Source organism: Roseococcus thiosulfatophilus (genome assembly GCF_017311575.1).
GTDB lineage: Bacteria > Pseudomonadota > Alphaproteobacteria > Acetobacterales > Acetobacteraceae > Roseococcus > Roseococcus thiosulfatophilus.
The window spans coordinates 129,850-143,101 of record NZ_JAFFQY010000062.1; the positions used below are offsets into that span (position 1 = coordinate 129,850).

General features: G+C 70.9%; 13 protein-coding genes. 3 read left to right on the top strand and 10 right to left on the bottom strand.

Features of this window, described 5'->3' with window-relative positions:
* From JTN19_RS17525 to pdxH, 6 genes are all read right to left on the bottom strand, one after another.
* Positions 1 to 2,763, bottom strand: a complete 2,763-nt coding sequence (locus JTN19_RS17525) for a class I SAM-dependent methyltransferase (protein ID WP_206935293.1) — start codon at positions 2,761 to 2,763, stop codon at positions 1 to 3.
* Positions 2,760 to 4,166 (bottom strand): ABC transporter ATP-binding protein, encoded by a 1,407-nt coding sequence (locus JTN19_RS17530; protein WP_206935295.1) that lies wholly within the window; start codon positions 4,164 to 4,166, stop codon positions 2,760 to 2,762. Before JTN19_RS17530 ends, JTN19_RS17525 begins: the two co-directional genes overlap by 4 nt.
* The gene (locus JTN19_RS17535) at positions 4,156 to 4,974 is read right to left on the bottom strand and encodes an ABC transporter permease (RefSeq protein WP_206935297.1); all 819 of its coding nucleotides are present in this window, start codon (positions 4,972 to 4,974) and stop codon (positions 4,156 to 4,158) included. The genes JTN19_RS17530 and JTN19_RS17535 overlap by 11 nt, the downstream gene beginning before the upstream one ends.
* 459 nt (positions 4,975 to 5,433) lie before the next feature.
* Positions 5,434 to 6,312 (bottom strand): universal stress protein, encoded by an 879-nt coding sequence (locus JTN19_RS17540; protein ID WP_206935300.1) that lies wholly within the window; start codon positions 6,310 to 6,312, stop codon positions 5,434 to 5,436.
* Positions 6,313 to 6,348: 36 nt separating this feature from the next.
* Positions 6,349 to 7,800: a bifunctional aminoglycoside phosphotransferase/ATP-binding protein gene (locus tag JTN19_RS17545; protein ID WP_206935302.1), complete on the bottom strand. Its 1,452-nt coding sequence runs from the start codon at positions 7,798 to 7,800 to the stop codon at positions 6,349 to 6,351.
* Positions 7,800 to 8,375 (bottom strand): pyridoxamine 5'-phosphate oxidase, encoded by a 576-nt coding sequence (gene pdxH, locus JTN19_RS17550; protein ID WP_206935304.1) that lies wholly within the window; start codon positions 8,373 to 8,375, stop codon positions 7,800 to 7,802. The genes JTN19_RS17545 and pdxH overlap by 1 nt, the downstream gene beginning before the upstream one ends.
* Before the next feature lie 106 nt (positions 8,376 to 8,481).
* On the opposite strand from pdxH, the gene fabI reads away from it, so the two are divergent.
* The gene (fabI, locus tag JTN19_RS17555) at positions 8,482 to 9,321 is read left to right on the top strand and encodes an enoyl-ACP reductase FabI (RefSeq protein ID WP_206935306.1); all 840 of its coding nucleotides are present in this window, start codon (positions 8,482 to 8,484) and stop codon (positions 9,319 to 9,321) included.
* Here the strand turns inward: fabI and JTN19_RS17560 are convergent.
* The 3 genes from JTN19_RS17560 to JTN19_RS17570 are packed head-to-tail and all read right to left on the bottom strand — an operon-like array spanning position 9,302 to position 11,228.
* On the bottom strand, positions 9,302 to 9,703 hold the full coding sequence (locus JTN19_RS17560) for a protein-tyrosine phosphatase family protein (protein WP_206935308.1): 402 nt from the start codon (positions 9,701 to 9,703) through the stop codon (positions 9,302 to 9,304). The genes fabI and JTN19_RS17560 overlap by 20 nt on opposite strands.
* A complete protein-coding gene (locus JTN19_RS17565; RefSeq protein WP_206935310.1) occupies positions 9,700 to 10,557 on the bottom strand; it encodes a CDP-alcohol phosphatidyltransferase family protein in 858 nt (285 codons plus the stop codon). The genes JTN19_RS17560 and JTN19_RS17565 overlap by 4 nt, the downstream gene beginning before the upstream one ends.
* Entirely contained in the window at positions 10,554 to 11,228 is a 675-nt protein-coding gene (locus JTN19_RS17570) for a phosphatidylserine decarboxylase (protein WP_206935312.1), read from the bottom strand. Before JTN19_RS17570 ends, JTN19_RS17565 begins: the two co-directional genes overlap by 4 nt.
* 46 nt (positions 11,229 to 11,274) lie before the next feature.
* Between JTN19_RS17570 and JTN19_RS17575 the strand changes: the two genes are divergently transcribed.
* Positions 11,275 to 11,667 (top strand): hypothetical protein, encoded by a 393-nt coding sequence (locus JTN19_RS17575; RefSeq protein ID WP_206935314.1) that lies wholly within the window; start codon positions 11,275 to 11,277, stop codon positions 11,665 to 11,667.
* Positions 11,668 to 11,677: 10 nt separating this feature from the next.
* On the opposite strand, the gene JTN19_RS17580 is transcribed toward JTN19_RS17575, so the two are convergent.
* On the bottom strand, positions 11,678 to 12,421 hold the full coding sequence (locus tag JTN19_RS17580; protein WP_206935316.1) for a hypothetical protein: 744 nt from the start codon (positions 12,419 to 12,421) through the stop codon (positions 11,678 to 11,680).
* Between the two features lie 111 nt (positions 12,422 to 12,532).
* Between JTN19_RS17580 and JTN19_RS17585 the strand changes: the two genes are divergently transcribed.
* Positions 12,533 to 13,225 (top strand): cytochrome b/b6 domain-containing protein, encoded by a 693-nt coding sequence (locus JTN19_RS17585; RefSeq protein ID WP_206935319.1) that lies wholly within the window; start codon positions 12,533 to 12,535, stop codon positions 13,223 to 13,225.
* The last annotated feature ends 27 nt before the right edge of the window (positions 13,226 to 13,252 follow it).

A 13,252-nucleotide genomic window follows, 5' to 3' on the forward strand; every position in this document is an offset into this window, starting at 1 on the left:
TCAGCGGCCCAGCCTCGTCCGCAGGTAGCGCAGCGGCGCCGTCACCCGCCAGGAGGTGGAGTTGGCGATTGCGTCCAGCATGGCCTTCTGCTGCGCCACCGCGGCCTGCAGCGCCGCGAGTTCGCCGGGCGCGCCGGGCGGCGGGATGGTGATCGGACCGGCCTGCACCGCCACCTGCGCCGGCGCGAAGCCCGCCATCCGTTCCTCGATGATCCCGCCGATATCCTCCAGCAGCGCCTGGTAGCCGCGCATCGCCCGCGCGTCCTTCATCAGGCGCAGGAAGGGCGCGAAGCGCTCATCCTCATGGCCGAGGAACAGCACGCCCAGGCCATGCGAGTGGTGGAATTCCATCGAGGGGAAATGCTGCTTCAACTCGTCCCACAGCCGATGCACCCCGAAGCCGTCGCGGTGCACCGCGATGTCGTGGAACATCACCACGCTGCTGGGCGCCATCAGGTGGAACCAGGTGGAGAAGTCCTCCTTGACCGCCTCATAGGTGTGCAGCCCGTCCACGTGCAGGATGTCGATGGAGCCGGGACGGAACGCCTTGCGCGCCTCGATGAAGTAGCTCCGCATCAGGGTGACATTGCCGAACACGCTGCGGGTGTAATGGTCCAGATCCTCGTAGATGCGGTCCCCGGCGTACTTCCCGGCGTGCTCGTCGCCCTCCCAGGTATCCACGCCCACGCAGTGCGTGTCCGTGCCATAGGTGCGTGAGGCCGTCGCCGCCGCGATCAGGCTCGCGCCGTAATGCACGCCGAGGTCCACATAGGTGCGTGGACGCAAGGCACGGAACAGCGCGAACAGGAAGGGAATGTGTCCCGACCAGGCCGTGAGCGGCATCTTGGTCGGCAGGTTGAACAGCGGCGCCACCAGCGCCTCGTATTCCTCCGCGAGGGTGCCGGCGAAGAGCGAGGCCAGCATCGGCGCCGCCGCCGCTTCCCGCACCTCGTCTTGCGGCACGATCACGGCATCGCCGGCGTGGCTGGAGAACAGGACACTTCCATCGGGCCCCAGCACGGAGAAGCTGCGCGCCTCCGCCCGCGTCGGCCGCGAATCGATCTGGAGCAGCAGGCCGTCGAGCTGGCCCGCGACGGTGCTCGCCGTCTCCGCATAGGCGGAACGCACATAGGGGAAGGTGAAGTCGAGCGGCCGCGCGGCGGGCGGCCGCTCCGGCCGCGCGGGGTAGGCGAGCGCGATCCCGCGCATCGTCGCGGCGTCCAGCTCACCGCGCGCGGCCTCCCGGTCCAGCGCGACCCAGTGCACGCCCTGCCCGTCCTGGAGCAGCGTGGTGTCCTGCCGGATGCGGCGCGCGCCCGTGGCCACCTTGAAGCGGAACTGCGCGCGGCTCTGCACCGGGATGTGCAGCAGGGCCGGCTCCGTGACCGGCGCGATGTCCACCGTCACACCTGGGCGGGCCAGGACCGCGTGGTAGCCCTGGCTGACCGTCCAGCCTTCCCGCCCCGCGAGCGCCTTGCCCAGCACCACCTTCGTGTATTCGGACGGCGCCTCGGCCTGCAGGAAGGGCCGGGCGAAGATGTTCCCGCCGTCGAGGTTCTCGGGGCAGACGTGGTGCCAGTGCAGGCTCAGCCCGTCACGGTCCTTGTAGGGGGCCAGGAAGGCTTCCAGCGCCGCGCGGTCCGCGAAGGGCAGGAATTCGTCGCAATCGAGGAAGAACAGGAAATCGGGCTGCACCGTCTCGAAGATGCGGCGCGCGAAGCCTGTCGCCAGCTCGGCCTGCGGGTAGCCTGGCGAATGCAGCTGGAGAAGCTCGAACCGGGCATCGCCCCGCGCGGCCACCAGATCCGGGCCGCCATCGGTCGAGCCGTGGTTCAGCAGGACGGCATGGTCGAAGAAGGTGCCCAGCTGGTCCAGGAAAGGCCCCATGATGGCCGCCTCGTTGCGGAACATGGTGAAGCAGGCGAGGCGCATTTCGGACTCTCCGTTGGAACGGGCGCGATGGATGGCGGGGGTAGGCGTGGTGGGCCCTTGTCCGGCAATCGGCAGGTTGAGGTGGTGCAGGGCATCCGTGGGGGCGGTCAGCGGCACGGTGCGGTGACCGCGCTCGCCCGCGCCCCCGGCATCGAACGGGCCGAAGGCGTCGAGGAAACTCCGCTGGGCGGCTTCCCAGGCCGCCACCTTCGCGGCGGGGAAGTCCGCCACCGTGGAGTCGTGCAGCAGCACCAGGGCTTCATGGACGCCCACACGCGCGCCGGACTGGGCGGCGCGATAGGTGAAGTCCATGTCGTAGCCAACGAAGCCGCGATAGGTCTCGGCATCGAAGCCGCCCAAGGCATCGAACAGGGCGCGGCGGCAGGCGATGAAGATGCCGTCGAGCGCCACCGCGCCCTCCTGCAGGCTGCCGCTCTGCGCGCCGAAAATCTGCAATTCGTAGCTCAGCGGCACGCCGGGCGCGCGCGCCACCACCTGGCCCAGCGTGTGCGGCCGCCCCGCATCATACCAATTGCCCGACACCATGCGTCGTGTTCCGGCCGCGCCGAACATGTCCACCCGCCCCGCCGCCTCGCGCAGCAGGCGAAGCGGCTCTGGCGACAGGATCCGGATGTCGTCGTGGCAGAAGACCAGCCAGTCGCAGGCAGGCGCCATGGCCACGCCGCGGTTGTGGCCCTCGCACATGGATTTCGCGTCGGGCACCCGCACCACCGGCGGCGCATCGGCGCCGAAGGCGTCACGGTGGCCCTGCATGAACCAGTCGAAGCGCCGGTCATCCACGCTGTTCACGATGAAGCAGAAGCGGGTCACGCCGGGGCCTCCGCGTGGATGGAAAGCTCGGCCCTGGCCAGCGGCACCGTCAGCAGCCCGCCCAGATGCCCCGGCATGTCCACATGGACGATGAGGGCCTCATGCAGGAAGTGCTGCATGACATGGACGGTCTGCGACCCGCTGGCGACGGCCGCGCCGAAACCGTATTCGCCAGACGAGAGCATGGGCATCCGGAAGGTGAAGCGCGCCTCGATCCGCGCGCCGGCGGGGGCCTGCGCCTCCTCCCGGACGCGGGTGCGGATGTTGTTCTGGACAAAGACGACCTGGCCCAGCCGGTCCTTGAGCTGGAAGCCCATGATGACATCCGGCAGCGCCACCTCGGTCCGCGCCTGGATCACGAGCTGGACCATCTGGCCCCCCTGGACCAGGGCCGTGGGGCGGCCTTCGGCATCGCGCAGCTCGATCCCGGTGATGCGCGCCTTCCCCGCGCCGAAGGCGTTGCCGTCCAGGCGAAGCCCCGCATGGGGGGAGGGGATGATCTCCGCCTCGGCCTCCGGCACGGCCACTACCATCTCGGCGACGGGCGGCACCTCCTCCTCCTCGCGCAGCGCGGGGCTGACCTTCACGTTCTCCTCGGGCAGGCCCTGGCCCTGGCTGTGGGCAAAGCTGGCATAGGCCTCGGCCACATCCCGTGCGGCGCCGGCCATCCGCATGCGTCCCTTGTCGATCCAGATCGCCCGCTGACACAGATTGGTCACCGCGCTCATGTCGTGCCCGCAGAACAGCACGGTGCCGCGCTCCTGGAACTGGCGCAGCCAGCGCATGCATTTCTGCTGGAAATAGGCGTCACCCACCGACAGCGCCTCATCCACCACCAGCACATCGGCATCCACATGCGCGATGACGGAGAAGGCCACGCGCATGGCCATGCCGGAGGAATAGGTCTTCACCGGGTGGTCGATGAAGTCGCCGATATCGGCGAAGGCCAGGATGTCGTCCATCCGCGCCAGCGTCTCCTCGCGGGAGAGGCCCAGCACGGAGGCGTTCAGCAGGATGTTCTCGCGCCCGGTGAATTCGGGGTTGAAGCCGGAGCCGAGTTCCAGCAGCGCCGCCACCCGGCCATTCACGCGCACATCGCCGGTGGTGGGCGTGAGCGTGCCGCAGATCATCTGCAGAAGGGTGGATTTGCCCGCGCCGTTGCGGCCCAGGATGCCCACCGTCTCGCCCCGCCGCACCTCGAAGGAGACATCGTTCAGCGCCCAGTGCTCGGCGAAATAGCGCCGCTCCTCCACGGCGAGGCCGAAGCGGCGCAGCATGCGCGCGAGGCGTGGCTGGAAGGCCTGCCGCAGCCGGTCGCGCGGCTCCGAGTAGAGCCGGTAGCACTTCGACAGGTGCCTGACCTCGATGGCCAGGTCCGTGGAGGGGTCAAGCTCAGAGGACATCCGCGAAACCTCCCCGCAGGCGGCGGAAGACCCAGTGGGCCACGGCCAGCGCCCCCAGCGCGCAGAGCAGGTACACCGCCAGGGCCAGGAAATTCGGCCACTCCCCGAAGATCAGGACCGCGCGGGACTGGGTGATGATGGGCGTGAGCGGGTTGAAGCGCACGATGAAGCGCCACGCCTCGGGCACCGCTTCCACGGGAAAGAAGATGGGCGAGAGGAACAGCATGAAGGTCAGGATGGGCGCGATGATGAGGCCGACATCGCGCACGAAGACGCCGATGGTCGCCACGAGGATCACGGCCGCCATCAGGAAGATCAGGAAGGGCAGCAGCACCACGGGCAGCAGCAGCGCGGTGGCGTGCAGCGTGCCATGGGCGAAGTAGTAGCCGATGACCACCAGCAGCACCGTGATCAGCAGGTTCACCAGCCCCGACAGGATGATGACCGGCGGCAGGATCTCCAGCGGGAAGATCACCCGCGTCACATAGTTGGCGTTGTCGATGATCAGGCGCGGCGCCCGGCCCACCGCCTCCGAGAACAGCGTGTAGATGGAAAGCCCCACCAGCAGCAGCAGCGCGAAGTCGAAGGGGCTGCTGCCCCCCGTGCCCCAGCGCGTGGGGAAGATGCCCGTGAACACGAGGGTGAAGACCGCGGCCGTCAGCAGCGGCGTCAGCACCGCCCACACCAGGCCCAGCATGCTGCCGCGGAAGCGTTGCGCCAGTTCGCGCGACACCAGGCGCCAGCACAGGCCGCGTTGCGCGATCAGGAGGCGGAAGAGCCCCGGCAGGGAATTGGCGGTCAGGATCATGATGGCGGCCAGATAGCATGAATTCGTGAGCGGAAAGCCCCGGCCCCCCGCAGATCGTCACCGGGCGTCCCGCCTCGCGGCCGCGCGCGGAGCCATCGGGCTTGCCGGATGTGACGCCGGCCACCATCCAGGCCAAGCCCAACGGGCACCGGCTTCACCGGGTATCTTGCGGGAAGGAAAGAGTAAAACGCTGAATACTTCCCCAAGGGCGAAGCTTCGGCGCCGCGCCGTCGCATCGGCAGTCGTCATGGGGAGGCAAGGTGTTCAGCTTTCGATCGTCTCTTCGGGGGGGAAGGCATGGCATGGCGATGCCGCCCCGGTTCGGCATCAGTAAGGCCACAGCATGGCAAGGGTTGCATGCGCGCGGCGCGGCATCGGCGATTTCCCCGCGCGACAAACCCTGCCACAGGCGCGACCGCGGCCGCGCCCGACCTCAACCCGCCGTGGGGGCGGGACGCCTCAACGGCACATCAGCACGGGGATTTCCGCATTTTCCAGCACATGCCGCGTCACCCCGCCCAGGATGAGCTGGCGCAGGCGCGAGTGGCTGTAGGCGCCCATGCACAGAAGGTCCGCGTTGAAGTCCCGCGTGGCCCCGAGCAGCCCTGCCCCCACATCCTTGGTGATGGGCTTGAACAGCTGCGCCTCGGCCGAAATCTCATGCCAGTGCAGATAGGCCAGGATGCCCTCCACCGGCGGGCCGCGGCGCTGGTATTCGTCGGCATAGAGAATGCGCCGCGCGCTGGCGCGGTGCAGCCAGGGCAGGGCCGCGGCGATGGCCGCCGCACTCTCGCCCGTGCCGTTCCAGGCGCAGCAGACGCGGGTGCCGATGCTGGCCGGCGCCACGCGCGGCGCGATCAGCACGGGGCGGCCGCTGTCGAACAGCACCGCATGCAGCGCGTCGCTGCTGCTGACATCCTCGCCCGCCTCGGGGTGCGGCACGACCGCCATGTCGTAGAGGCGCGACTGCTGCGCCACCACATCCTCCTCCCGCCCCGCGATGGATTCGAAGGAAAGGGTGGGCCCGCCCGACTTCAGCGCCGTCTCGGCCGAATTGGCGATGGAGACATCGCCCGAACCCGCGGCGAAGCGCTCGAACAGCGCCCGCACGCGGGAGGCGCGGTCACCGCTCTCGCGCTCGGTGGCGGCCATCATCTCCTCGATCATGGCGCCCGACAGGCCTTCGCCCGCCAGGGGCGCCACGTCGCGCGCATCCACCCGCACATGCAGGCAGTGGACGTGGGCGTTCCAGATCCGGGCCACCATCAAGGCGGTGGCCAAGGCGGCTTCCCCGGCGGCGGTGCCGGTCAGCGGCAGCAGCAGGCGACGATAAGCCATGGTGTCAGTCCCCCAACCTCTTGTGAGTTGAAACGGTTATGGCGAGGGCGGGGGTGGCAAGTCCAGCGCCTTCATCGCTTCGGGTGCCGCGTCATGGGTCGCGTCCAGCATGTGCCAGTCGAGCGGCCCCGGGTCCCGCGCCGCCGCCGCCTCCAGGATGGCGGGCGTGGCGTCCGAGGCATCGCCCCGGCGCGCGGCCACCCGGGCGCGCAGCACCTCCATCGGCGCCGTCAGCCACAGCCCCGTGAAACCGGGATGGAGCGCCGCCACGGCCTCGCGCTCCGCCGGGCGCCGGAACATGGCGTCCAGGATGACGCTGTGGCCTGCGGCCAGCGCCTCGCGCGCGCGGGCCTGGAGTTCCGCGAAGACCGCGGCATTGGTCTCGGGCGTGTAGGCGTCCGCGGGCAGGCGAGTTTCGGGCGGCACGCCGGCCAGGCGCTTGCGCGTCTCGTCGCTGCGGAGCACCACCGCCCCGGGCGCGGCCCCCAGCGCGGGGGCGATGCGCCGCGCCAGCCAGGATTTGCCGGTGCCCTGCAACCCGCCCACCGCCACCAGGCGCGGCGCCGGCCGCGCCGCCAGATAGGCCCGCGCGGCGCGCAGCAGCGGGGTTCCGTCCTGCCCGCGCTTTCCCGCCACATGGGCGCGGATGAAGGCTCGCAGCGACAGCCACAGCTTCAGGCCGCGCACCAGCGCCACATCGCCCGTGCGGCCCAGATAGCGGTTCATGGCCCGGTTCGCCGCCGCCCTGCCCTGGCGCTGGTCCAGGTCCATCAACAGGAAGGCCAGGTCATAGCCGGTGTCTATGGTGGCCAGCGCCTCGTCGAATTCCAGCGCGTCGAAGGCATGCGGCACCCCGTCCAGCAGGCAGACATTCCCGAGGTGCATGTCACCATGGCAGCGGCGCAGGAAGCCCGCGGCGGCGCGCTCGGCCAGCCAGGCGCGCAGGGCGTCATGCGCCGCCACCGCGGCCTCGTGCCAGGCCAGGACCTCCGCCTCCGGCAGCCCCGCCGCCAGGCCGGCCGCGCGGTTGCCCGCCAGCGCGGCGTCCATGGCGCCATCGCCGGCACGCCGCGGGGCGCGGGCATGGAGGTCCACCACCGCATCGGCCATCTGGTCGAGCAGCGGCCCGTCGAGCGGCCCATGCGCGTCGAGGAAGGCCTCGGCCGGCAGGCGGCGCATCCGCAGCACCCAATCCACCACCTCGCCCGCGCCACCCAGTTCCAGCCCTCCCGGCCCGCGCGTCACGGCCACGGCGCCGAGATAGAGGCCGGGGGCATTGGGCGAATTTAATGCATTTTCATGCGAAATCAGGCGCGCGCGGGTCTCGAGTTCCGTGAAATCGAGGAAGCCGAGCGCCACCGCCTTCTTCAGCTTCAGCACCTCCCCCTCGCCCAGGAAGACGAGGGAGACATGCGTCTCCACCACGCCCTGCCCGGTGATCCCGGCCAGGAATTCCGCCACCTCCCGTTGCGCGGCGGGGGCGGCCATCAGGGGTAGAGGGCCTCTTCGCGCCAGGCCTCGCCCTCGGCCAGGAAGACCCGGCGCTCGTGCAGGCGGAAGGGCATGTCGCGCCAGAACTCGATGCGCGCGGGCAGGATGCGGAAGCCGGACCAGAAGGCCGGGCGCGGGATCTCGCCCAGGCCGAATTTCAGCGTGTATTCGGCGACGGCCTTCTCCAGCGCCCAGCGCCCCTCCAGCGGGCGCGACTGGCGCGACGCCCAGGCGCCGATGCGCGAGGAACGGTGGCGCGAGGCGTAGTAGGCATCGGCCTCCGCATCGGTCACGGGCTCCACGCTGCCCTCCACGCGCACGCTGCGCTGAAGGGTCTTCCAGTGGAAGCACAGCGCGGCATGGGGGTTGGCCGCCAGCTCGCCGCCCTTACGGGATTCGAGGTTGGTGTAGAACACGAAGCCCCGCGCATCCTGCCCCTTCAGCAGCACCATGCGCGCCGAGGGCCTGCCATCAGGGGTTGCGGTGGCGAGGCACATGGCGTTCGGGTCGTTGGGTTCGGTCCTGGTCGCCTCCGCCAGCCACTCCGCGAAAAGCGCATAGGGATCGGTCATGCCTGCTCGCCTGTCCTGGCCCAGGGGGAGGTCCGGGGGGGCCTTGCCCGGTCAAAGGGCATGTGCCACCACCCCCCACGCCCCGCAACCTCCTGACCGGACGACCATGACGGAAGACGCCAACGCCCCCCTGCCGACCGGAACGCTGATGCAGGGCAAGCGCGGCCTCATCATGGGCGTGGCCAATGACCGTTCCATCGCCTGGGCCATCGCCCGCGCCGTGGCGGCCCAGGGCGCGGAACTGGCCTTCACCTACATGGGCGAGGCGCTGGAAAAGCGCGTGCGCCCACTCGCCGCCAGCGTGGGCAGCGACATCGTCCTGCCCTGCGACGCGGGCGACGACGCGCAGATCGACACGGCCTTCGGCGAGATCGAGAAGCGCTGGGGCAAGCTCGACTTCTTCGTCCATGCCGTGGGCTTCGCCGACAAGCAGTATCTGCGTGGCCGCTTCCTCGACACCCCGCGCGAGGCCTTCCTGCAGGCGCTCGATATCTCCTGCTACTCCTTCGCCGCCACCGGGCGGCGGGCGGCGGCGCTGATGGGCCCGGGCGGCTCGCTGCTCACCCTCTCCTACCTCGGTGCCGAGAAGTGGGTGCCGCACTACAACGTGATGGGCGTCGCCAAGGCCGCGCTCGAGGCCAGCGTGCGCTACATGGCGGCGGACCTGGGCGCCGACGGCGTCCGGGTGAATGCCATCAGCGCGGGTCCGATCAAGACGCTCGCGGCCTCGGGCATCGGCGATTTCCGCTACATCATGAAGTGGAACCAGTACAACGCGCCCATGCAGCGCAACGTGGCGCTGGACGAGGTGGGCGGTGCCGGCCTCTATCTGCTGAGCCCGCTCTCCACCGGCGTCACCGGCGAGGTCCACCATGTGGATTGCGGCTATCACATCGTCGGCATGAAGAACCCGGACGCGCCGGACCTCAGCATCGAGAAGGGCTGACAGCGCCCTTCCAGCCCCGCGCGAATTCCTCCTGCGCGGGGGTTTCCACCGCCCGCGGGTCGTGGTGCGCGCGCACCCAGGCCACGGGGTCTTCCTCCACCCCGCATTCGGCGGCGAGGCAGGCCAGCACCGTGCCCGTGCGCCCCAGCCCCGCCTTGCAGCCGACATAGAACAGCCGGTCCGGCTCCGCCGCCATCGCCGCCTTCAGCGCCTCCAGCGTGGCGCGCAGCGCGGCCGGTTCGGGCAGGCCGAAATCCACGATGTCCAGCGTCAGCGCGGCCAGGTCCCGGTTGGGCGCGTGCGGGTCCAGGCAGAGACCGAAGGCGCCCTCCGGCAGGGCCGTGAAGGGCCCGGCCGTGAGCCGGACACCCAGCAGCTTCATGCCGATGGCACCTCACCCCGCATCTGCTCCGCCTCCCGCCGCAGCCGGCGGTAGGAACGGGCGGAGAAGTACAGCATGCCCGCATAGATCAGCCCGCCCAGCGCCAGCGCGGCCCAGGGGTCGGTCACCAGGAAGGCCACATAGGCGCCCACGCCCAGGAACAGCGGCAGGACCCGGTTGGCGGGAATCTTGAAGTTCTTGAAGGACCAGGAAGGCAGGGTGCTCACCATCAGCCCCCCCACCACGAAGAGCATGATGGCGGCCACCGAGGGGTGGCGGATGGCGGCCGCCGTCGCCGGCCAGCCCCAATCGGCGAAAGCGAGCCAGGCGAAGAGGGGGAACAGCACCAGCCCCGCCCCGGCCGGCGCGGGCACGCCGGTGAAGAAGTTGTAGGCGTAGGCGGGCTTGGGCACCTCCACCACGCCCGGCTCCGCGATCGAGGCCGCGTTGAAGCGCGCCAGGCGCAGCGCGCTGCACACGGCGAAGAGCACGCAGGGGATGAAGCCCCAGGGCCCCACGCTCTGCATGGTCCAGAGATAGAGCACCAGCGCCGGCGCCACGCCGAAGCAGAGGAAGTCGCTCAGGCTGTCGAACTCGGCGCCGAAGCGCGAGGTGCCCTTCAGCAGCCGCGCGATGCGCCCGTCCAGCCCGTCGATGACGGCGGCGACCACGATGAAGGCCGCGGCATGGCCGAAGCGCCCCTCCAGCGCGAAGCGGATGGCGACCAGCCCCGCGCAGAGGCCCATCATGGTCAGCAGGTTCGGGATCAGCCGGTTGAAGGACGGCCCGCTGAAGCGCGGGCGCTGGCGGGGGGCCAGGCCCCGCAGCCGGCCGCGCAGCCCCTCGCGGATCAAGCGCGCAGGTCGGCGAGGATGGTCTCGCCGCCGATCATGGTCTGGCCGACCAGCACGGTCGGCAGCACGCCCTCGGGCAGGTAGACATCGGTGCGGCTGCCGAAGCGAATGATGCCGAACCGCTCACCGGCCGCGATGATGTCGCCCTCCCGCGCCGTGCAGACGATGCGCCGGGCCACCAGCCCCGCGATCTGCACGCAGCCCACCATGCGGCCATCGGGCAGATCAATCCGCAGCGCGTTGCGCTCATTGTTCTCGCTGGCCTTGTCCAGGCTGGCATCCACGAAGGCGCCGTGGCGATAGGCAATGCGGGCGACGCGACCGGCCACCGGGCTGCGGTTCACATGCACGTCCATGACCGAGAGGAAGGTGGCCACGCGCCAGACGGGCGTGCTGCCCATGTCCAGCTCCGGCGGCGGCGCGGCCAGGCTGACCATCACCACCTTGCCATCGGCCGGGGCGAGGACGAGGTCCGGCCGCGGCGGCGGCACGCGCGTCGGGTCGCGGAAGAAATACAGGCAAAAGCCCGTGAAGAGCGCGCCCAGCCAGAACAGCCACGAACCGAGGATCAGCCCTCCCACCACGGCGACGGCGGCGCCGCCATAGATGAAGGGGCGCCCCGCCGGGTGAGGCGGTGCCAGGACGAGCGAGAGGCTGTTTCGGAGGGACATGGGCGCGGTTTATCCTCCCTTAACCGGCGGCGGGCAAGCTTGTCGCATGATCACGCTTGGCCCCTTTGCCGTCGGGCAGGACGGTACGCTCTCCCCGCGCGCGCCAGGGCTTCGCCCTTCGCTGCGCTTCGTCTGGCGCGGCCGTCCCTGCGAGGCGGAATGGCGGGATGAGAAGCTGCAGCTGCGCGCCCTCGCCGGCCGCATCCCCTCCACCGTGGACAAGGGGCAGGCCCGCAGCCGCTCCTTCGCCGCCGCCGCCACCCTGCCGCCGGAATTGCCGGAGGGCTGGCGCCTGCGCCTGACGCCTGACCACCAGCTCACCTTCGAGCTGGACGCCCCGGCCCAGCCCACCGCCGTGGCGCTGGTCGGCACCATCGTGCGCTTCGCCATGGCGCTCGACCCCTACCTGGACCGGCTGGAGGCGGCCGGGACGCACTGAGACGCCGCGCTCAGCGCAGCAGCCAGGCCAGGGCCACGCCCGGCAGGGCGGCGGCCATCAGCAGGACGGGCGCCTGCCACGCGCCGCGACGGCCAGCGGGGGCGGCGCCCAGCAACAGGGCGCCCAGCGGCGCCAGCGCGGCCATCCAGTCCGCCGGCGCGCCGCGCATCAGCAGCCCGCCCGCCAGCACCGCCGCCAGCAGCATGGTGAAGGGCAGCAAGGCGGCCTCCGGCAGCGGCTGGCCTAGGAAGAACAGCGGCAGCCCCGCCCCCAGCAGCACCAGCGCCAGCAGCAGCCAGGGCCCGGGCGTGCCCGCCGCCCAGAGCCCCGCCGCCAGCGCCAGCGCCGCCACCGTGGCGCGCCACGGCGCCGCGGCCCCCCGGTGCAGCAGCGGCACCAGCAGTCCCAGCAGCACCAGCACGGGAATGACGCGCCGCAGATCGGCGTCCGTCAGCGGCGCGCCGGCCATCCACCAGCCCGTCGCCACGCCCCCCAGCAGCACCAGCCCGCCCGCGATCAGGCCGCGCGCGCCGACCGCCAGCGGCAAGGCCAGCAGCAGGGCGCCGAGCGCCAGCAGCGGCATGCGCTCCGGCAATTGGCGGGGTGAGGCGCTGAAGCCGCCCATCACCCAGGCGAAGCCCAGCAGCGCACCCAGCGGAAGGGCCAGCGCCGCCCAGCGCCCGCGCCGCAGCATCACGGCCCAGAGCAGCGCCGTGCACAGCGCCAGCAGCGGCGCGCCGGCGGGATGGTCCATCAGGGGCGAATCGGGGAACACGCGGCCAAATTGCCCGAAACCCGCGTGTCCCGGCTATGCCGCGGCGCAATTCATCCCACATCACCCCCGACCCCAGGCCGAGGCCCGAAGATGAACGACACAGACCCCCGGACCCCCGCGCCCGAGACCGAGGTGAAGGTCTGGGATGGCTGGATCCGGCTCTGGCACTGGTCCATCGTCTTCCTCATCCCCTTCTCCTACCTGACGGCGCGGGCGCACCGGATGGATTGGCACCAGTGGTCGGGCTATGCGCTGCTGACGCTGGTCAGCTTCCGCATCCTGTGGGGGCTGGTGGGGTCGGAACCCGCGCGCTTCCGCACCTTCCTCAGCACCCCGGCCGCCGCGCTGCGCCACCTGGGCAAGCTGCGGCGCGAGACGGGGCCGGACCGGGAGCTGACCCACAACCCCGCCGGCGCCTGGATGGTGGCGCTGCTGGTGCCCCTGCTCTTTGTGCAGGCGGTGAGCGGCCTCTTCGTCTACGACCAGATCTTCACCTATGGCCCGCTGGCCCGGCAGGTCAGCGCCGAGACGCAGGATTGGGCGACCTGGGTGCATATCCGGGCCATCAACGTGATCCTCGTGGTGATCGTGCTGCACATCATGGCCATCGCCTGGTACCGGCTGTTCCCGGGGCATGACCTGGTGCGGGCGATGATGATCGGCACCAAGCCCATGCCGGCCGGCACGCGCCCGCCGCGCATGGCGCCGGTGGCGCTGGGGGTGGCGCTGTTCGCCCTCTGCGCGGGCGTGGTGCTCTACATCCGCAGCTTCGGAGACTACTGAGGGGTGCAACCCCCGCGGCCTCGCGCC